Source organism: Helicobacter sp. 12S02232-10 (genome assembly GCF_002272895.1).
Lineage (GTDB): Bacteria > Campylobacterota > Campylobacteria > Campylobacterales > Helicobacteraceae > Helicobacter_J.
In genome coordinates, this window is record NZ_MLAQ01000003.1 from 96,370 (window position 1) to 114,931 (window position 18,562).

General features: G+C 34.9%; 23 protein-coding genes and 1 tRNA gene. 16 read left to right on the forward strand and 8 right to left on the reverse strand.

Going from position 1 to position 18,562, the window contains the following annotated elements; genetic code table 11:
• Complete coding sequence (gene rdgB, locus BKH41_RS03520) at positions 1–705, forward strand: RdgB/HAM1 family non-canonical purine NTP pyrophosphatase (RefSeq protein WP_180762716.1); 705 nt, start codon at positions 1–3, stop codon at positions 703–705.
• Here rdgB and BKH41_RS03525 read toward each other — a convergent pair.
• The 3 genes from BKH41_RS03525 to BKH41_RS03535 all read right to left on the reverse strand — a co-directional run bounded on the left by BKH41_RS03525 (position 632) and on the right by BKH41_RS03535 (position 3,268).
• The gene (locus tag BKH41_RS03525) at positions 632–2,029 is read right to left on the reverse strand and encodes a methyl-accepting chemotaxis protein (RefSeq protein ID WP_095297054.1); all 1,398 of its coding nucleotides are present in this window, start codon (positions 2,027–2,029) and stop codon (positions 632–634) included. The two genes, rdgB and BKH41_RS03525, sit on opposite strands and share 74 nt — an antisense overlap.
• Positions 2,026–2,526: a PAS domain-containing protein gene (locus BKH41_RS03530; protein ID WP_095297055.1), complete on the reverse strand. Its 501-nt coding sequence runs from the start codon at positions 2,524–2,526 to the stop codon at positions 2,026–2,028. Before BKH41_RS03530 ends, BKH41_RS03525 begins: the two co-directional genes overlap by 4 nt.
• A 247-nt stretch (positions 2,527–2,773) precedes the next feature.
• Positions 2,774–3,268, reverse strand: coding sequence for a PAS domain-containing protein (locus BKH41_RS03535; RefSeq protein ID WP_095297056.1), 495 nt, complete (start codon positions 3,266–3,268; stop codon positions 2,774–2,776).
• Positions 3,269–3,385: 117 nt separating this feature from the next.
• Between BKH41_RS03535 and truB the strand changes: the two genes are divergently transcribed.
• The 13 genes from truB to BKH41_RS03600 all read left to right on the forward strand — a co-directional run bounded on the left by truB (position 3,386) and on the right by BKH41_RS03600 (position 12,275).
• Positions 3,386–4,237 (forward strand): tRNA pseudouridine(55) synthase TruB, encoded by an 852-nt coding sequence (gene truB / locus BKH41_RS03540; protein WP_095297057.1) that lies wholly within the window; start codon positions 3,386–3,388, stop codon positions 4,235–4,237.
• Positions 4,209–4,439, forward strand: coding sequence for a carbon storage regulator (locus tag BKH41_RS03545; protein ID WP_095297058.1), 231 nt, complete (start codon positions 4,209–4,211; stop codon positions 4,437–4,439). The genes truB and BKH41_RS03545 overlap by 29 nt, the downstream gene beginning before the upstream one ends.
• A gap of 10 nt (positions 4,440–4,449) precedes the next feature.
• The gene (locus BKH41_RS03550; RefSeq protein WP_095297059.1) at positions 4,450–5,235 is read left to right on the forward strand and encodes a 4-(cytidine 5'-diphospho)-2-C-methyl-D-erythritol kinase; all 786 of its coding nucleotides are present in this window, start codon (positions 4,450–4,452) and stop codon (positions 5,233–5,235) included.
• Positions 5,232–5,690 (forward strand): SsrA-binding protein SmpB, encoded by a 459-nt coding sequence (smpB, locus tag BKH41_RS03555; protein ID WP_095297060.1) that lies wholly within the window; start codon positions 5,232–5,234, stop codon positions 5,688–5,690. Before BKH41_RS03550 ends, smpB begins: the two co-directional genes overlap by 4 nt.
• Positions 5,691–5,692: 2 nt before the next feature.
• Positions 5,693–6,154, forward strand: coding sequence for a TonB-system energizer ExbB (gene exbB / locus BKH41_RS03560; RefSeq protein ID WP_095297061.1), 462 nt, complete (start codon positions 5,693–5,695; stop codon positions 6,152–6,154).
• Between the two features lie 11 nt (positions 6,155–6,165).
• Complete coding sequence (locus BKH41_RS03565; protein ID WP_095297062.1) at positions 6,166–6,564, forward strand: biopolymer transporter ExbD; 399 nt, start codon at positions 6,166–6,168, stop codon at positions 6,562–6,564.
• 69 nt (positions 6,565–6,633) lie between these two features.
• Positions 6,634–6,768 (forward strand): 50S ribosomal protein L34, encoded by a 135-nt coding sequence (gene rpmH, locus BKH41_RS03570; RefSeq protein ID WP_095297063.1) that lies wholly within the window; start codon positions 6,634–6,636, stop codon positions 6,766–6,768.
• Positions 6,728–7,153 (forward strand): ribonuclease P protein component, encoded by a 426-nt coding sequence (rnpA, locus tag BKH41_RS03575; protein WP_257875392.1) that lies wholly within the window; start codon positions 6,728–6,730, stop codon positions 7,151–7,153. The genes rpmH and rnpA overlap by 41 nt, the downstream gene beginning before the upstream one ends.
• 35 nt (positions 7,154–7,188) lie before the next feature.
• The gene (gene yidD, locus BKH41_RS03580) at positions 7,189–7,539 is read left to right on the forward strand and encodes a membrane protein insertion efficiency factor YidD (RefSeq protein ID WP_095297065.1); all 351 of its coding nucleotides are present in this window, start codon (positions 7,189–7,191) and stop codon (positions 7,537–7,539) included.
• A gap of 13 nt (positions 7,540–7,552) precedes the next feature.
• Positions 7,553–9,226: a membrane protein insertase YidC gene (yidC, locus tag BKH41_RS03585; protein ID WP_095297066.1), complete on the forward strand. Its 1,674-nt coding sequence runs from the start codon at positions 7,553–7,555 to the stop codon at positions 9,224–9,226.
• A complete protein-coding gene (locus tag BKH41_RS03590) occupies positions 9,223–10,041 on the forward strand; it encodes a Jag N-terminal domain-containing protein (RefSeq protein ID WP_095297067.1) in 819 nt (272 codons plus the stop codon). Before yidC ends, BKH41_RS03590 begins: the two co-directional genes overlap by 4 nt.
• Entirely contained in the window at positions 10,034–11,404 is a 1,371-nt protein-coding gene (mnmE, locus tag BKH41_RS03595) for a tRNA uridine-5-carboxymethylaminomethyl(34) synthesis GTPase MnmE (protein WP_095297068.1), read from the forward strand. The genes BKH41_RS03590 and mnmE overlap by 8 nt, the downstream gene beginning before the upstream one ends.
• A gap of 1 nt (position 11,405) precedes the next feature.
• Entirely contained in the window at positions 11,406–12,275 is an 870-nt protein-coding gene (locus BKH41_RS03600) for a 1-aminocyclopropane-1-carboxylate deaminase (protein ID WP_095297069.1), read from the forward strand.
• 3 nt (positions 12,276–12,278) lie between these two features.
• Here the strand turns inward: BKH41_RS03600 and BKH41_RS09745 are convergent, their stop codons facing one another.
• From BKH41_RS09745 to gap, 5 genes are all read right to left on the reverse strand, one after another.
• Positions 12,279–12,998, reverse strand: coding sequence for a TerC family protein (locus tag BKH41_RS09745; RefSeq protein ID WP_180762717.1), 720 nt, complete (start codon positions 12,996–12,998; stop codon positions 12,279–12,281).
• Positions 12,999–13,961 (reverse strand): magnesium/cobalt transporter CorA, encoded by a 963-nt coding sequence (gene corA / locus BKH41_RS09750; protein ID WP_180762718.1) that lies wholly within the window; start codon positions 13,959–13,961, stop codon positions 12,999–13,001.
• A 98-nt stretch (positions 13,962–14,059) separates the two neighbouring features.
• The gene (locus BKH41_RS03610) at positions 14,060–15,271 is read right to left on the reverse strand and encodes a phosphoglycerate kinase (RefSeq protein WP_095297070.1); all 1,212 of its coding nucleotides are present in this window, start codon (positions 15,269–15,271) and stop codon (positions 14,060–14,062) included.
• A 234-nt stretch (positions 15,272–15,505) separates the two neighbouring features.
• Positions 15,506–16,777 carry a glucose-6-phosphate isomerase gene (locus tag BKH41_RS03615; RefSeq protein WP_095297071.1) on the reverse strand — a complete coding sequence of 424 codons (1,272 nt, stop codon included), beginning with the start codon at positions 16,775–16,777 and terminating at the stop codon, positions 15,506–15,508.
• A gap of 9 nt (positions 16,778–16,786) precedes the next feature.
• Complete coding sequence (gene gap, locus BKH41_RS03620; RefSeq protein ID WP_095297072.1) at positions 16,787–17,779, reverse strand: type I glyceraldehyde-3-phosphate dehydrogenase; 993 nt, start codon at positions 17,777–17,779, stop codon at positions 16,787–16,789.
• Between the two features lie 191 nt (positions 17,780–17,970).
• On the opposite strand from gap, the gene BKH41_RS03625 reads away from it, so the two are divergent.
• Entirely contained in the window at positions 17,971–18,258 is a 288-nt protein-coding gene (locus tag BKH41_RS03625; protein ID WP_095297073.1) for an HU family DNA-binding protein, read from the forward strand.
• Positions 18,259–18,316: 58 nt separating this feature from the next.
• Positions 18,317–18,393, forward strand: a tRNA-Arg gene (locus BKH41_RS03630).
• Positions 18,394–18,562: the final 169 nt, after the last annotated feature.

Below are 18,562 nucleotides of genomic sequence, written 5' to 3' on the forward strand. Positions count from 1 at the left end.
TTGAAAGGGAGGATAAAAATCTTTATCGGGAGTTCCAATCAGGGAAAAATTAAGGAAATACAAAAAATTTTTAGCGATTATGAGATTGTGCCTAATCCTGATATTTTTGAAGGTCTTAATATAGAAGAAAACGGAAGTACTTTTGAAGAAAATGCTTTGATAAAAGCAAAAAGTTTTTATGGAGTCTTAAAGTCTATTCCTGATGATTTATTAGTGATGAGTGATGATAGTGGTTTGCATATTGAAGGTTTAAATGGAGAACCAGGTATTTATAGCGCAAGGTATGCCAATTTAAACAATGGGATTTGTGAAAATGCAACCGATATTGCCAATATTGAATGCGTGATTCAAAACTTGCACAAAAAATCCATTCGATCTTCAAAGGCGACTTTTGTAGCAGCGATTGCTTTGGTGGGAAAAATCAGGGGAAAATACGTTGAAAAAGTCGTGAGGGGAGAGCTTGAGGGAAAAATCATTGACAGCCCTAGGGGAGAAAATGGTTTCGGTTATGATCCTTTGTTTATCCCGATAGGCTATGAACGCACACTAGGAGAGCTTGAAGAGCGAGAAAAAAATCAAATTTCTCACAGAAAAAACGCGTTGCAAAATGCAAGAATTTTTTTGGAGCAGATCACGCGTTATTCACTTCAAGTTTATCAAAGAGGGTTTTGCTTTGAGATTCGAGTGCTTGAACATCTAAAATGATACGCTTAGAGATTTCTGGCGTGATCTCATTGGAAATGGCAGAAACTGCATTTTTTGAATGCTTGGAAATCTCATCTTTGATTTGATGCAAATCGTCTTCAGAAATAAAATGATGTAAGATATTTTTTGTTTCTTCATCATCAAAAAGTGGAGAAATAGGATTTCTATCAAAATCTTGATTTTGGGTTTGATGGTTGAGACTGAGATAAATATGGGATTTATATAAAATATGATCTAATTTTGTGATGCTGAGTATGAGGTACTTGGAGAGTTTTACGAAAACACTTGAGAGTCCGTTGCTGTTTTGTTCCATATCATCAAAAACGACATTAAAATCAGTGATTTTTTCTTGCGATGCACTTGCGATTTGATAAACTTCTTCACTGCTTGTTTGGATACTATCGACTTCTTGTTGCATTGTTTGAATTGCGATAGAGATTTCATTTGTGGCTTTGTGAGTTTTTTCTGCGAGTTTTCTGATCTCATCAGCTACAACTGCAAATCCCTTACCGTGTTCGCCTGCTCTTGCAGCCTCTATGCTTGCATTTAATGCCAAGAGATTGGTTTGAGTGGCAATGTCAATGATGAGTTGAATGACATTTCCAATGTCTTGAGATTTCTGTGCAAATCCTGAGATTGCAGAATTGCTTTGATCCATCAATACCATCAGATTATTAATGGATTCTGTAATGGAAGCAACGTCATTTTTGCTTTTATTAGAAAGGGTTTTGATGGTTTGGATACCCTTATCTACATCGTGCATTAGCTCAACATCTTTTCCAAGTTCGTTTGATATTTTGGTCAAATTATTATTTTGGCTATCTAGACTCATATTCATCAATGATTTTGAAAGGGCATTTTTGACATTTTCTTTATAGTTGGTTTCAATATTTTCAAGCACATTGTTGATGTTGCGAATATTTTGTCCAAAAGTTCCCTTAAGACCTTCATAAATACCTTTTCTATAAAATTCATTTTTAGAGGAAGCTTCAAGAGAGGTTTTCATTTCGCGCAAAAACGCTTCAAGATGGTCAAGTAAATCGTTGATATTATCTGCAATAGTTACCAAATCTTTTGGTCCGCTTGCCTCAATGATACGACTTTCAAAATTTCCTTCTTTGAGGTGTTGGGAGATTTTGAGGATTTTTTGAATGATTTTTTGCGTATCGTTATTTTGATAAATGAGAAATCCAGCAAGTGCTATGAGAATTATAAAAACCCCATCAATAAGAAAACTTCCCAATCCCAAAGGATTGAATAGAGTGTTAAGGATAATCCCTATAAGACCGATAAAAATACTCAGAGCTGAAATTTTAGTGCTCATTGAAAATCCTTTTGTAAATCAAATATGATTTCATTATATGTTTTATTGAATTTTTTAGAGAGATCCTCGAGTATTCTGATGCCTGCATTTGCTCCTTCTATTTGTTCGGCTTCTTGCATTTGAGCGTAAATTTTTGAAATTGCTTCAACTGCTTTGGGATTTGGTTTGCGTCTGATTGAATAGTAGCTGATGATGTTATTTTCAATATCAAAACTTGGGGTAATGTTGGCAAAAACCCAATAAAATCTGTTATTTTTTGATTTATTTTTAACAAAGGCAAAGATTTCTTTTCCATTTTTTACATAATTCCATAAAAGCTTAAAAATAGCTTTTGGCATATCGGGATGTCTGATAATGTTGTGGGGTTGATTGATAAGTTCGTGCTCCATAAGTCCTGCATAGCGCATAAAATCTTTATTGCAATAAATAATTCTTCCTCTTAAATCTGTTTTTGAGGTAATTAAAGTGTCTGTTTCCAAAATTAATTCTTGTTCCAAAAGGCACTCCTCATTTGAATGTCATTATGTCAAAACCTTAGATTGGAATAATATCCAATAAATCTTGTTCAATTGGATTTCTATCGTTAATGCCAACTTTTGGTAGGTATATGCTATATTTTACGGAATAGATTTATTTTTATTTGTATAAGATTTTAAATTTTAGAGTTATTTATAATAATCATAATTAATAATTAATATTTTTGTAGTCCAAATTCATTTTTTCAATTCAATAATTTGCCAGATTTTAATCCATTTGCATTTCAAAAATTATTTGATTGTAAGATTTTCCAGTTTTTTTGGAAAGTTCTTCAAGCATTCTGATTCCCCCCTCCATACCCGCATTTTTTTCAACTTGAATCATTTGTGCATAAATCCCTGAAATTGCTTCAACTGCTTTGGGATTTGGTTTGCGTCTGACTGAGTAATACCCGATGATATTGTGGTTGGCATCAAAGCTTGGAGTAACGTTGGCAAAAACCCAGTAAAATCGACCTTCTTTGTTTTTGTTTTTCACAAATGCAAAAATTTCTTGTTTGTTTTGGATATAATTCCATAAGAGTTTAAAAACGGTTTTTGGCATATCAGGATGCCTGATAATATTGTGAGGTTTTCCGATAAGCTCATATTCTTTATAGTGGGCATAATACAAAAAATCTCTGTTGCAATAGGTGATTTTACCTTTGAGATCTGTTTTTGAAGTGATGAGTGCGTCAGGTTTTAAGATTAACTCTTGCTCCATATAAAACTCCTTTTTGTTGTCATTGTGCTGTATTATTTCATTATAAGAATAAAAATGATATTAAAGGCTATATATTTTATTTAGGAATTTACATTTTATATATTCCAAGGGAAGCAATTGAATGTTTTGGTAGCAGCTTATAAGCCTGCGCAGATTTCTTGTAATTATTTTCTTCAGCGTTTAAAACGTGATTATAAAGTCAAAAAAGCTGGCTATTCTGGGACTTTAGATCCTTTTGCACGAGGAAGCTTGATTGTTGGATTTGGGAGCTATACAAGGCTCTTTCCTTTTTTGTCAAAAACTCCCAAAGTTTATGAGGCGACTTTGTGGTTAGGCGCACAAAGTTTGAGTTTGGATACAGAAAATATTGTTTCTGTTTTGATTTTGAAAGAATTTGAAAAAGTGCGCATTGAAGATGTTCTTGAAACTCTAAAAGGAGAGATTACTTATGTTCCTCCAAAATATAGCGCCAAAAAGATTCAAGGCAAAAGGGCTTATGAGCTTGCTAGGGCTGGTATGGAAGTGGAATTACCCGAAATTAAAATGCAGATTTTTGATTTGAAGCTTTTAAATTACAACCATCCTTATGTTACTTTTCGTATTAGCGTAAGCGAAGGGGCTTATGTTCGAAGTGTGGGAAAGATGATAGCTGATGCTTTAGGAGTTTGTGCCTCATTATCTTCCTTAGAAAGAATCAGTGAAGGAATGATAGCAGGCAAGATGGGGCAAGTGGAAGAAATAGACCCTTTAAAAGTTTTGAAATATCCTGTAATTTCAGATTTTTCAAATGAAATTTGTGAAAATCTGCGACAGGGTAAGAAATTTTTAATACAAAATCAAAAATCCGGAATATATATAGCCAATTTTGAGGATTTTTTTTCTATAATTGAAATTAGAGAAGATAAGAGCGTTAAGTATTTACTAAATAGGATGAGTAAAAATGTTAATTTTATCAAGAAAGTCCGATGAGGGCATTGTCATTGGAGAAAATATCAGCATTAAAGTTATATCAATAGACAGAGGGAGCGTGAAGTTAGGTTTTGATGCCCCACCAAACACATTGATTTTAAGAGCTGAGCTTAAAGAAGCTGTAACTTCTGAAAACAAAAAGGCTTCTGTTGATATCGGTAAAGACGCCCTTAGTACGATAGGGAAAGTCTTTAAACATTAAAGAGGCAAAGTTGATATTCGATGTATTTCCAAAACTGAATATTTTTTTAAAAATACTTGGTTTTAAGGGCTCTTACCATCAAATTTTTTCTCGCTTTGTCTTGGCAAAAGGAGAAATTAAAGACATTATTGAGATTAAAAGTGCGGATCATTTTTCTTTGAGAGGTGATTTTGGTTGCTCAAAAGAAGATAATTTGATCTATTTATCTGTTGTTGCACTTGAAAATTTCTTGAAAACTCAAGGCAAACAATTTTCAATGCTTAAAACCTTGAGTATTGAAGTGCAAAAAGGCATTCCTAAGGGGGCAGGATTGGGTGGAGGAAGCGCAGATGCAGGAATGTGCCTTAGAGAAATCAATAAATTTTTTGATTTGGGATTGGATGGGGATGCATTGCGTTTGGTTGGATCAAAAATCGGAGCGGATGTAGCATTTTTTACAAGCGGTTTTACAAGTGCAAATGTGTCGGGAGTAGGGGAGATTTTAGAAAAGTTTGACGAAAGTGATTATGATTTTGAAATTTTTACTCCAGATATATTTTGTGATACTGCAATCGTTTATAACCAATACGATAAAATGCTGCAAGAGGGTATTTTGTCTCTGAATTCTTGTTTTGAAGGTTCAAATAAGTGTAGTGATGAATTTTTGTCTTTTTATGAACGTAGCTCGCTCAATGATCTTTTTTATCCCGCAATTCGTGCTTATCCTGCTCTTGGTGATATTCATAAAGAGCTTGGAAAAGAATGGTTTTTTAGCGGGAGTGGCAGTAGCTTTTTTCGCTTAAAGGGGCGTTCTTGATTATTATAGCAAGAAACAAAAAGGCTTTTTTTGATTATGAAATCTTAGAAACAATAGAAGCTGGCATTTCTTTATTGGGATCAGAGGTCAAAGCTTTACGAAAGAGTCGGGTTAATCTGAAAGACAGTTTTGTTAAGATTGTGCGGGGGGAAGCATTTTTATTTGGGGCACATATTTCCTATCTTGAAACCACAAACCCTTATTACAAACCTAATGAAAGGCGTGAGAGAAAATTGCTTTTACATAGGAAGCAAATTGATAAATTATCTGGAAAGGTTAGTATAGAGGGGCTTAGTATCGTTGCTTTGAAGATTTATTTTAATCAAAAAAATAAAGCGAAAGTCCAAATCGCTTTGGTAAAAGGAAAAAATCTTCACGATAAGCGCGAAAGCATTAAAAAAAGAATACTTGATAGAGAAGCACAGGCAAGTATAAAAAATTATTATAGAGGTTAGAGATGAAAGAATGGCTTGATTATGGGGTTTTGTTTTTTTTAGGCTTTTTATCTGTTGTTGTGATTGCCATTGGCATTGAGAGGATTTGGTTTTATGCAACTGTTCGGGTAGATGATTATACTGATAAAAGAGAACTTGAACTTGATTTATACAAGAGACTTACTTTGATTGCAACGATTGGTTCAAATGCTCCTTATGTTGGACTTTTAGGAACAGTCGCAGGGATTATGGTTACTTTTATAGATATCGGTTCGACATCTTTTGTGGATACTAAAGCGATTATGGTCGGTCTTGCTTTAGCGCTTAAAGCTACAGGAATGGGATTGATTGTAGCGATTCCATCAATTGTAATCTACAATATGTTGGTGCGAAAAAGTGAGATTATCATTACAAAATGGGATATTTATCACAATCCACCTGTGCAAACTAAAGCTTCTCCTAAGCGTTTAGACAAAGATTTTTAAGGGGCGATTGAATGAAAAAAATGGATTCAATGAATCTTGTTCCCTTTATCGATATTATGCTTGTACTTTTGGTGATTGTACTTACGACGGCTTCGTTTGTTTCTACCTCAAAGTTGCCTATCAATATTCCAAAAGTTGATCAAAATTCTTCCAATACTCCTCAAGAAGTGGATAAAAAGCGTGTTAATATAGCCATTACAAACGGAGGCAAATATTATCTGAATGAAAAAGAAGTGAGTTTTGATGCCCTTAAAAAAGCCGTCAGTTCTTACCCAAAAAATACACCGATTGTTTTACAGGGAGATAAGGATAGTAATTTGGATAGCTTTATTAAAGTGGTTGATTTGCTTCAGGCAAACAATCTTAAAGAGCTTTATGTTTTAGTTGAAGACAAAGAAAAATCCAAATAATTTCAAAGTATATTTAAGTAAAAAGTCATTATAATGCAAATTTTCATTTTAATTTAAAAGGGCATAGGGATGAAACGAACATATCAACCGCACAATACGCCAAGAAAAAGGACGCACGGTTTTCGATCCAGAATGAAAACAAAGAGCGGCAGGAAAGTTATCAGTGCTAGAAGAGCCAAAGGAAGAAAAAGACTCGCTGTCTGATTTGCTTTGTATGAATTCTTTAAAAAACAAAAAAGAGTTTAGTATCGTATATAAAAAAGGCAATAGGAGATATGCGAGGAATTTTACCCTGTATCTTTTGGCGTTGAATGATAAAGATTTATCATTTTTTCGCCCAAAATTGCCATATTGTGATTTTTTACTAGGTCTTAGCGTATCTAAAAAGGTTGGAAAAGCTGTCGAGCGCAATTTCATTAAAAGAAGAATAAGGTTTATGTGCAGGAATCATTTTGAAAAGCTTAAAAATTATGCATTGGTCTTTGTGGCAAAAGAAGGGTTAGTTACGACTTCTTATGCCGAACTTGAACAAGATTTTTTAAAGTGTTTGAAAGGTTTTTCTCAATCGCATTCATTTGTGTCTGCATAATTCTCTTAGAAACCTTAAATATTTGGAAAAACTTTATGAAAAAAAATTTTCTTCATTCTTGTATATTTTTCGTTATTCAAGGTTTGATTCTTATGTATCAAAAATTTGTTTCTCCTTTTCTTTCAAGTAACTGTCGATATTACCCAACTTGTTCAGAATATGCACTTTGGACATTAAGATTTAATCGTCCTTTGAAAGCTCTTTATCAAATCTGTTTGAGAATTTTAAAGTGTAATCAGTTTTTTAAAGGCGGGATTGATTATCCCATAGGTTGCGAGGTTTTGGAAGCAGATTTTTCTTCCCCTCAAAAAATTGTGTTTTGGTTGGTTCCGTTAGCAAACTTACGATCCCCAAAAATAAAATTTTATATTATCAAATCATTATAATGAGGTATAGCAAGTGAAACAAGACAATAATTCGAACTTGAGAATCATTTTGGCAGTGGCGGCTTCGTTTTTGTTCATCGTTATTTATAGTTATTTTCAAAAGCCTGCAGACACCCCCATTCAAGAATCCCAGCACGATAGGGTTACTGAAAATGCTAGGCAAGATGTTTCTGCCCCAGCTCCTCTTGTTTCTTCAAAAACTTCCCCTAGAACTGATGTAGAGTCTAATAGAATCATTGCAAGGGTTGTATCCAAAGATGTTCAGATTGACATTGATCATTTAGGAAGAATTGCTCAAGTTTATCTCAAAGATAAAAAATTTACCGCTCCAAAACAAGAAGGTTTTTTTGATCACGTAAAAAGACTTTTCGGATTTGCTTCCAAGCCTCAAGAAGCGATTGACAAACTCCCGCTTTTAGGAAATGATGCCTTAAAACCTTTGGAAATAAGATTTTCAGATGTTGCACTCAATAATGAAGCTTTCAGTCAAGATTATGAAGCTGCTAAAGATCGAATTGAACTTCTTGATACTCCTCAAACCCTGATTTTGACTCAAAAACTTCAATCTGTTACGATAAAAAAGATTATTACTTTTTATCCGAATCTAAAATACGATATAAAAATTGAGCTTGATCGACAAGATTTACCCTATGTGATTACAAACGGATCTAGACCTGTTGCTGATGCTGATGGATATGCTTTTCACGGGGTTTTATTGGAAACAAGCGAGGATAAGATAGAAAAAGTCGAAGACAAAGACGCTAAGAAACCTGAGCAATTTGGTGGTGCAAAATTCATTGCAAGCGTTGATCGTTATTATACGTCACTATTTTTTACTCAAACTCCTAAGGGATTTAATGCGATTATTGATGCAGAAGCAGGAACAAATAATCCTTTACCTTTTGTTTCTTTGAATGGAAATGCCGAAATTGAGGGTTATATAGGTCCTAAAAATTATAAAGAACTCAAACAAATCTATCCGATTCTTACAGATGTTGTGGAATATGGGATGATTACTTTTTTTGCTAAGCCTGTATTTTTGCTTCTCGATTTTTTACATACCTATATCGGTAATTGGGGTTGGTCCATTATTCTTTTGACTTTGATTGTGCGTATTGTTTTATACCCTTTGAGCTATAAGGGTATGGTGAGTATGCAAAAACTCAAAGAGCTTGCACCAAAAATGAAAGAAATTCAAGAAAAATATAAGGGTGATCCTCAAAAACTTCAATCCCATATGATGCAGCTTTATAAGAAAAATGGTGCCAATCCGATGGGCGGATGTTTGCCTTTAGTGCTTCAAATTCCTGTATTTTTTGCCATTTATCGGGTGCTTTATAATGCTGTAGAGCTTAAAAGTGCAGGATGGATTTTATGGATTCACGATTTATCAGTGATGGATCCATATTTTATGCTTCCTTTATTGATGGGTCTTTCTATGTATTTTCATCAGGTTCTCACTCCCAACACGATTGCTGACCCCACTCAAGCAAAGATTTTTAAACTTTTGCCTGTTTTCTTTACAATCTTTTTAATCACTTTTCCTGCGGGTCTTGTGCTTTATTGGACTGTTAATAACGTTTTCTCCATTATCCAGCAGCTTCTAATCAATAGAATGCTTGATAGAAAAAAAGCTCTTGAAATACAAGAGCATAGACTCCAGCAACATCATGGTGAGAAAAAATGAAAAAAATTATTGCTGCAACTTTGCAAGAAGCTATTACTCAGGCTTCGATAGAATTGGGCTGTTCGGTTACAGAGCTTGATTATGAGGTTGTTCAAAGTCCTTCAAAAGGATTTTTTGGAATCGGTAAAAAAGATGCGATTATTGTTGCAACTATTCTCAAACAAAATTTTACTCAAAAGCCTCATTCAACTGCCTCCCAACCCACTCCTATTCTTTCGACGCCAACCCCTCAAAAAAACATTTTATCCTCAGGGCAATCATTAGAAAATTCTTCTTTGAATCCATCAAATTTTGAAGGAAATAAGTCAAGCATTGATGAAAGTTTTTTTAAAGAAAATGAAAAGACAGATTCTGAAAAAATCACGCAAGAAATTCAAAATGAACTCAAAGCCCTGTTTGCTTCTATGCCCTATAAAATTGATAAAATTGAAGTAGGCATTTATGATCCTCAAACGCTTTTAATTACTCTAGATGGGGAGGATTCTGCTTTGATGATCGGGGAAAAAGGCTATCGTTATAAAGCATTGTCTTATTTGCTTTTTAATTGGATCCATCCTAAATATGGCTATAACATTCGCTTAGAAATCGCTCAATTTTTAAAAAACCAAGAAGAAGCGATGGATATTTATCTTCAAAATATTATTACGACCGTATATGAAACTGGTAAAGCTCAAACAAAGCCCCTTGATGGAGTGCTTGCTTATATTGCCTTAAAAAAACTTCGAGACATTTTTCCAAATAAATATGTTTCTTTTCGCACCAATACTTTTGATGAGCGTTATATTATTGTGAGCGATTTTATCAGAAATGAATGAAAAAGATACGATTGTAGCCATTTCTACACCTCAAGGGAATGGAGCGATGGCCATTGTCAGAATGAGCGGTTCGAAAGCTTTTATAATTACGCATAAACTCACTAAAAAAAATAACTTTTCCCCACGCTATGCGACTTTATGTTCTATTTATAATGATTTTGATGAACTGATTGATGAAGCAATTGTAATTTATTTTAAGGCTCCTTTTAGCTATACGCGTGAAGATGTATGTGAAATACAATGTCACGGAGGCTTAATAAGCGCTAAAATGATTTTAGAAGCCTGCCTTAAGGCGGGTGCTCGCCTTGCAAATGCAGGTGAATTCAGTAAAAGAGCTTTTTTGAATGGAAGGATTGATTTTTCGCAAGTTAGTGCGTTAGCAAAACTGATTGAGGCTAAAAGTCAAAATGCAGCAAAAGTCCTTGTGAGACAGCTTAAAGGAGAATTGGGGAATTTTGTGGAGGAGACTCGCGAAAGCTTATTGCGTTTGCTTGCTTACAGTGAAGTGATGATTGATTATAGCGAGGAAGATATTCCTTCAGATATGAGTGTTGGCATTCTTTCTCAACTTGAAACTATTATGGGGCGTCTTCAAGGTATCTATGAGTTTTCAAGTATGCGTCAAGGAATGGTAGATGGGTATCGTTTGAGTATTATTGGCAAGCCCAATGTGGGTAAGAGTTCTGTTTTAAATGCAATTTTACTTTATGATCGTGCCATTACCAGTCCGATTGCAGGTACTACTAGAGATACAATTGAAGAGAGTATTCAGATTGAAGGGAATATTGTTAAAATTATTGACACTGCTGGCATTAGGGGGACTAAAGATTCTATCGAAGCTTTAGGCATACAAAAAAGCATTCAAGCTGCAAGAGAAAGTGATATGATTTTAGCTATTTTTGATGCTTCTACAAAATCAGATAAAGATGATAAGGACATTTTAAATCTTTTGAATGAATTTCCTGATAAACGTTGCATAATTGCATTTAATAAGAATGATTTGCCAGCAGTCTTGGATTTTAAAGAGATTGAAAAATCACTAAAAATACCTTATCAAAGTATTTCAATTAACGCTAAAGATTCTCAAAAATGCGCCTTAAAGCTCAAAGAAATTTTTTCTTCTATTTTGAAACAAGATGAAATTGGGGAAGAAATACTTTTGACTTCAGTATTCCAAATACAAGCGATTGAAAAAACGATTAAAAGCATTCAAGAGGCCATCAATGTATTTGAAAGTCGTGAATTGGAACTTTTTTCTTACAATATTAGTGATGCATTGGAAGCGATTTCAAGCATTACTCATCCTTATGATATCTCTGAAATGTTTGATAAAATGTTTGGAGAGTTTTGTTTAGGTAAATAATTTGTTTTCATTTCCTGCTCCATTTGAATCGTATTTTTGGCGGGGTAGAAAAATTTATCTCAAACGCGATGATCTGCTCCATCCTGTTTTAAATGGAAACAAGGCTAGAAAATTTGAAGCTCTTTTGTATTTGGATTTGAATGAAAAAACGCTTGTGAGTTATGGAGGCAATCAATCCAATGCAATGTTTGCACTTTCTTATATTGCTAAACTCAAGGGCTGTGATTTTCTTTATGTTACTCCTACGCCAAGTACTTATTTAAGAGAGTGTCCGCAAGGTAATTTTGCACACGCCCTTAAGAACGGAATGCGTTTGGAGTTTGTCTCAGGGGGTATAGATGTTCTTGAAGATAGAGCAAGAAGAATCTTTGAAAGTTTAGATAAAAAAGCATTGTTTATTCCTCAAGGAGGGGCCTGTGAAATAGCCAAGAAAGGCATTGAAAGGCTTGCTTTGGAATTACGTGAGGATATGAGGGACTTGAAAAATCCCGCAGTATTTTATGTTTCAGGAAGTGGGGCGAGTGTGGCATATTTAGCAAGTTTTCTACCCTGTATTTTTAGTGTAGGGGCAGCGGGTGACTCTACTTATTTAGAATCGCTTTTTAAGACTATTGGGGCGGGATTGCCAGAAAATATTATAAGCTCAAGCATAAAAATTCCTTTTGGAAAACCTCATAAAAAGCTTTATGAAATTTATCTTGAGTGGTTGTCTTTGGGAGTAGAGTTTGATTTGATTTATGATTGTTTGGGTTGGTTGTGCTTGAGTGAAAACTTGAAGCTTTTTGAAGATAGAGAAATTGTTTTTGTGCATTCGGGCGGATTGCTTGGCAATCTCACGCAAAAGTTACGGTATGAGAGGATTTTTTTATAAGGATTATTTTTTGGCTTTTTTATTTGCATAAATATTTATGCATTCTACTCCCAAAGAAAAGACCATTGCAAAATAAATATAGCCTTTTGGGATATGAAAATCAAGCCCATCAGCCACTAGGGCAATACCTACCATCATAAGAAATGCAAGTGCTAAAGTTTTGATGGTAGGGTTGCGCTCGACAAACTCAGAGATACTTTTGGAAGCTACCATCATTATTAGAACTGCCAATACAATTGCAATCACCATTACAGGCAGATGATCTGCCATTCCGACTGCTGTAACAACAGAATCAAGTGAAAAAATAATGTCTAAAATTGAGATTTGAATGAGAGTAGAAAAAAAACCTGATGTTTTTTGATCAATATCCTTTTTTTCCAAAGCAGGAGAATTTATTTGAGAATGGATTTCGTGAGTACTCTTATAAATAAGAAAAAGACCCCCTAAAATCAAGATAATATCTCTGCCTGAAATTTGGTTTCCTAAGATTTCAAAAAGTGGTTGTGTGAGTTTCATTATCCAAAAAAGCGAAGCAAGTAGAGCAATGCGTGTAAACATTGCCAATCCCAACCCCAAGACTCTAGCTTTATCCCTTTGGTGTAGGGGAAGTTTGCTTACGATAATGGCAATGAAAATAATATTGTCAATCCCTAGAACGATTTCTAATAGTGTAAGTGTTGCTAAAGCAATCCAAGCACTTGGATCCAAGAGCCATTCAAGCATTTAGAGCCATCCTTTTTTCTTAAAATAAATTACAGGAAGAATCGTGGATATAATCATTACGAGTATCGTGATGGGGTAACCAAATTGCCAATGCAATTCAGGCATATTTTCGAAATTCATTCCATAGATCGTGCCAATCAGGGTTGGAGGCATCATTGCCATTGTCGCTACGGTAAAAACTTTAATAATTTTATTTTGTTCGACATTGATTTGACTAGTAAAAAGACTTTGAATGTTGTCCAAGACATTCATATTAACGGTAGTGAATTCTACAAGGGAGTTGATATCTTTGAGTACAATGGTCAGATTTTTTTTTACATCCATATCTACTTTATCGCTTTTGAGAAGCGCAGTAATGGCACGACGTTTGTCAAAAAGGGAATCTCTAAGTCCCATATTGAGCTCTTGGAGGATTGAAAGCTTTGTAAGAATATTATCGTGGTTGAGATTTTTTTCGTTAAAAACAACATTTTTTCTAAGATCGCTAGTCTCTCTACCTGCACTTTCAAGCAAATCGGCATCTTTTTCGATACGCACTTCAAAGATTTTACTCACAAGATCAAACCCGTCTTCAAAATTTTTAGGACTTGCCAAAACACGTTGTTGGATTTCATCAAAGACCTTGAATTCATTATAGCGAATAGTAAATAGGATGCCTTTATAGAGGATGAAAGTAACCGTTTGGTTGTGTAGTTCGAGTTCTGAATCCCTCATTAGAAAGTAGGTATTGATGGTAATGCTTGTACTATCTTCCCAATATCTTGCGCTTTGCTCAATCTCTTCGCGTTCTTCTTTAGTAGGAATGTCAAGCATATAAGTTTTTGCAATGTAAGATACTTCAGCACTTGTGGGGTGCAAAAGATCGATCCAAAGAATAATTCCTCCATCTAAGCAAATGTTTTCAGTGCTTTGAAAACTTTCTCTGGAAACAAGTGACTTTTTTTTCATAAACACATTCATCATATTGCCACCTTTTAAGAATAAAAACTTTCATACTACGGACTGAAACTTAAACAGATTTTTAATTATTCCTCCTTAAGTATCAAAAGCCCAATCATAACCTATTTTTTGTCCAATACCTCAAATGCGGGCAGAATTTTGCCTTCAAGCAATTCTAAGGAAGCACCACCGCCTGTAGAAATAAAACTCATATTATCTCTTTCGCCTGCCTTATCAATAGCATCAGCAGTATCGCCCCCACCGATGAGAGAAAATGCATAAGTATCTGAGATTGAATGGGCAATGTTGAAGGTCCCACGCGAAAACTGCGATATTTCATAAATTCCAAGCGGACCATTCCAGATGATGGTCTGACTTGAATGAACGACTTGGGCAAAAAGTTTTGTGGTTGCTGGTCCCATATCTACGGCCATATATCCCTCTGGAATATCTTGCGCAGGAGTGATTTTTATGTTTTTATGTTTTTTGATATCATCTGTGCTAACCACATCTACAGGCAGATAAATTTTGACATTTTTTGTTCTAGCTAATTCCAGAATTTTGGAAGCATCTTTGATCAATCCATCTTCAATCAGTGATTTTTGCATATTATAACCGAGTGCCTTGAGGAATGTATTACTCATTGCCCCACCAATAATGATTTTATCTACGACATCTAAAATATTAAAGAGAAGTTCAAGCTTGGAGCTTACCTTGCTTCCGCCTACGATAAGCAAAACAGGTTTTAGAGGGTTAGCTAAAGCTTTGGCAAAAGAATCAATTTCTTTTTTAAGCAAAAGTCCTGCTACTCTTTCTTTGGTAAATTCGGCTACCCCATAGGTGCTTGAATGAGCACGATGACTTGTTCCAAAAGCATCATTTACATAGATATCGCACAGGTTTGCAAGATCTTGACTGAGTTCTTTGGAATTTTTTTCTTCACCTTCATAAAAACGAATATTTTCAAGAAGAATAACCCCACCCTTAGGCAATGTATTTTGGAGTACATGCGCTGATTCAATGCTGTCTGCAAACGCGACATTTTTATCCAAAAGCCTTTCAAGTCGCTTGAGGATATGTTTGAGTGAAAATTCAAGATTTTTTTCCTTAGGACGTCCTAGATGGCTTACCAAAATAATGGATTGAGGATTGTTATCGATACAATAGTTGATGGTTGGAAGTGCCTCTCGGATACGTGTATCATCAGAGATATTAAAATCTTTATCCATCGGGACATTGAAATCTACCCGAATAAGGATTTTTTTGCCAGTAATATTGACATCTCGAATGCTTTTTGTTTGTTGCATTAAGGTAATACTTGCCACTTGTAACATAATTTGCTCCTTAAACTTATTCAATCATTGCGGGGAATCAGGTTAAAATACCTTGTTATCCCTGTAATTTGGATTAATGGCGCAATGGCTTTTTATAATGTATGATTTTATCAAAACCAAGCTTGTATTCAGCCAAAATATTCTTAAGCTTTGAGATTTATTAAGTCGTGTCGGTGAAAACGAATCAAAATTATAAAACTATAATCGTTTGGCATCTCTGCATCGAGATGGAAATTAAAACATTTCTCGCAAACGAATTTTTCCAAACTCCACGCCAGGCTGATCGTAGGAATTGATGTTAAAAATCCCTCCCACACAAGAGGTTAAAAGCTCAAAATAAATAATGAGTCTTCCTGCACTTGTTTCGCAAAGTTCATCAATTTCAATATGATCAGTAGGAATACCCTCGTTTTGTATTGTTTCCATTGTTGCAATTTGCTGGAGATTGAGCAGTTTGGCAAAAGAGGTACCATTGACAAAATCTGTGGATTCTAAGTATTTAAGCTTAAGATCGGGGATTTTAGGTTCGGTATATTTAGCGCGATTGAGACTGATAAAGGTTATGGTTTTATCCATCAAGCCTTGAGTAATGAGTTGCAAGAAAGAGTGTTGATCAATACTTCCGATTAATCCAATGGGTGTCAGGCCGACTTTTTTGCCATAAATATCAAGCTTTCCTAAAGATTCCCCCCAAAGTTGCACATACCAAGAGTTAAAATCCCTAAAGGCACTTGAATAGGAAAAAAGAATATTGATAGGAAATCGGTCGCGATTTTTTGCTAGGAAAATTGCTTTTTTTAGCAGATGTTCTTCCTTGCGTTCAAAAAATCTTTTTTCAAATTCTGCTGCTCCTTTAAGGAATTCTTTAGTGTCATAACCCAAAAGAGTCAAGGGAAAAATCCCTACAGTGCTTAGAATCGAAAATCTCCCTCCGATATTTTTGGCTATGGTGAGAACGGTTATTTTGTATTCTTTTGCCAAAAAATATAAAGGAGAATCTTCATCGGTGATAAAGATTAGATGTGCTTTACTTTGGGCTGAATTCAAAAGATTGTAGCGTTTGATTACGTATTTCATTAAAGAGGAGGTTTCAATCGTTGTTCCTGATTTGGAAATGATGACAAATAAAGAATCTTTCACTTCAAGCCCAAAGAGTGATTTTTGAATTTCAATGGGGTCAGTATGTTCTAAAAAAATCAGTGCAATATCTTTGCGAGAGGGGAGGTGGTAAAGGATGCCATCAATTGCTTTGAGTCCTAAAGAACTCCCTCCTATTCCAATGATGACGAGGTTTTTTATATTGTTGAGAAGCGCTTGGTTTTTTTGAATATAGTTTTGAGAGTCTTTCAAGGCTTTTTCTTCAAATGGAAGCTCGTAATACCCACTTTTTTTGTTTTTGCGCTCTGAAGAAATGATGTCAAAGACATTATCTAGGGCTTTTTTAGTCGGGTGTGCAAGGTGCCTGAGTTCAGAATTTTTGTCAAAATATTGGTTAAAGGTTAGCATTGTCAGACTTTAATGGGTCATTGCCCAAATGCTCATATCTACAAGTCTGTGACTATAGCCCATCTCGTTGTCATACCAAGCAAGCACTTTGATGGCTTTTTCATCAATGACAAGAGTTTTATCAGGCACAAAAACAGCGCTGTAAGATGAACCGATAAAGTCACTAGAAACGCATTGATCTTCATCGACAAAAATAATTCCTTTCATTGACTCTTCTTGAGCAGTTTTAAAAGCTTGGTTCAAATCGTCTTTAGTTACTTTTTGAGCGAGATTTGCACTTAAATCCACAAGGCTTACATCAGGCGTAGGCACACGAATTGAAAGACCGTTGAGCTTCCCTTCAAGTTCAGGCATAACTAATCCGATAGCTTTTGCTGCACCAGTGGTAGTAGGGATCATATTGAGTGCAGCAGCTCTGGCACGACGGATATCTTTATGTTTTACATCTAAAAGATTCTGATCGTTGGTATAGCTATGAATAGTTGTCATCAGGGCATTTTCTAAGCCAAAATTGCTATGAAGCACTTTGATGATGGGGGCAAGACAATTGGTTGTGCAAGAGGCGTTTGAAATAACCCTTTCCCCTTTGTATGCGGTATGATTCACGCCATAAACAAATGTTGGTGTATTTTGGGCGGGTGCAGAAATGATAACTTTTTCAATATTATCTTTAAGATGGAGAGAGGATTTTTCTAAGGAATTGAATTTGCCGGTACATTCAATCACTCCTCTTGCACCATATTTGGAAAAGTCTAGATTTATAGGATCTCTATCAGAAAGAATTTTTACACTCTTGCTTTTGCCGATGCGAAGTGTTGTATCATCAATCTTTTGAGCATCATAATGCTTATGAACAGAGTCGTAACGAATGAGATGGAGCAGGGTATCAATATCAGCGGTTGTATTGAGCGCAACAAGCTCGATATCATCTCTAGAACCAATGATTCTTGCTGTGCAAAGTCCAATTCTTCCAGTTCCATTAATAGCGATTTTTAAAGTCATTTTAAATCCTTTGTCAGAGATTTATTTAGAAGTTTTGATAAGACTATTCTATATCAAAATCTCTTAAGAAAAGCTCGAAAATTCACAAAAGTTTTGTAAAATCCCCTAAAATACTTGATTTTAATACAAAATATATGTAGAATAGCCACGTTTTGAATAAAAACAAAATATCCTATGAATGGAGGTTTATTATGAATAAGGCAGAGTTTGTAGACTTTGTAAAAGATGCAGGTGATTTTGCAACCAAAAAAGAGGCTGAAAATGCAGTAAATGCTTTTACCGCAGCTGTAGAAAAAGCTCTTTCAAAAAAACAAAGCGTTGAGCTTGTTGGATTTGGAAAATTTGAAACTGTTTTGCAAAAAGGTAAATCCGGAAAAGTTCCCGGCAGTACTAAAACTTATAAAACAGCAGATAAAATGGTTCCAAAATTCAAGCCTGGCAAAGGTCTTAAAGATCTTGTTGCAAAAATAAAAAAATAATTTATACCGCATTTTGGGCTTGTATCAAAGCTTAAAGTGCGGTTTTTTATTGTCTTTTGTCCCCGTAGCTCAGCAGGATAGAGCGTATGATTCCTAATCATAAGGCCGTGGGTTCAAATCCCGCCGAGGACACCATCCCTATTTATCCCCATTTCTTAAAAAATACGTTTATAATACGACAGAGTATTTTAAAGACTTTTATAAGCAGTTTAACCCATAATATAGAGGCTTTTAGGCGATAATTTTAATCGTTGTTTTTTCTTAAAAAATACGTTTATAATACGACAGAGTATTTTAAAGACTT

Excerpts from the sequence above, each read along its gene's own strand:
- BKH41_RS09745 (WP_180762717.1), bottom strand. The coding sequence starts at position 12,998 with ATGCTTGAATGGCTCTTGGATCCAAGTGCTTGGATTGCTTTAGCAACA.
- exbB (WP_095297061.1), top strand. The coding sequence starts at position 5,693 with ATGAAAGAATGGCTTGATTATGGGGTTTTGTTTTTTTTAGGCTTTTTA.
- BKH41_RS03565 (WP_095297062.1), top strand. The coding sequence starts at position 6,166 with ATGAAAAAAATGGATTCAATGAATCTTGTTCCCTTTATCGATATTATG.
- yidD (WP_095297065.1), top strand. The coding sequence starts at position 7,189 with ATGAAAAAAAATTTTCTTCATTCTTGTATATTTTTCGTTATTCAAGGT.
- corA (WP_180762718.1), bottom strand. The coding sequence starts at position 13,961 with ATGATGAATGTGTTTATGAAAAAAAAGTCACTTGTTTCCAGAGAAAGT.
- BKH41_RS03525 (WP_095297054.1), bottom strand. The coding sequence starts at position 2,029 with ATGAGCACTAAAATTTCAGCTCTGAGTATTTTTATCGGTCTTATAGGG.
- BKH41_RS03610 (WP_095297070.1), bottom strand. The coding sequence starts at position 15,271 with ATGTTACAAGTGGCAAGTATTACCTTAATGCAACAAACAAAAAGCATT.
- BKH41_RS03545 (WP_095297058.1), top strand. The coding sequence starts at position 4,209 with ATGTTAATTTTATCAAGAAAGTCCGATGAGGGCATTGTCATTGGAGAA.
- BKH41_RS03590 (WP_095297067.1), top strand. The coding sequence starts at position 9,223 with ATGAAAAAAATTATTGCTGCAACTTTGCAAGAAGCTATTACTCAGGCT.
- BKH41_RS03615 (WP_095297071.1), bottom strand. The coding sequence starts at position 16,777 with ATGCTAACCTTTAACCAATATTTTGACAAAAATTCTGAACTCAGGCAC.
- BKH41_RS03625 (WP_095297073.1), top strand. The coding sequence starts at position 17,971 with ATGAATAAGGCAGAGTTTGTAGACTTTGTAAAAGATGCAGGTGATTTT.
- rpmH (WP_095297063.1), top strand. The coding sequence starts at position 6,634 with ATGAAACGAACATATCAACCGCACAATACGCCAAGAAAAAGGACGCAC.
- BKH41_RS03535 (WP_095297056.1), bottom strand. The coding sequence starts at position 3,268 with ATGGAGCAAGAGTTAATCTTAAAACCTGACGCACTCATCACTTCAAAA.
- gap (WP_095297072.1), bottom strand. The coding sequence starts at position 17,779 with ATGACTTTAAAAATCGCTATTAATGGAACTGGAAGAATTGGACTTTGC.
- mnmE (WP_095297068.1), top strand. The coding sequence starts at position 10,034 with ATGAATGAAAAAGATACGATTGTAGCCATTTCTACACCTCAAGGGAAT.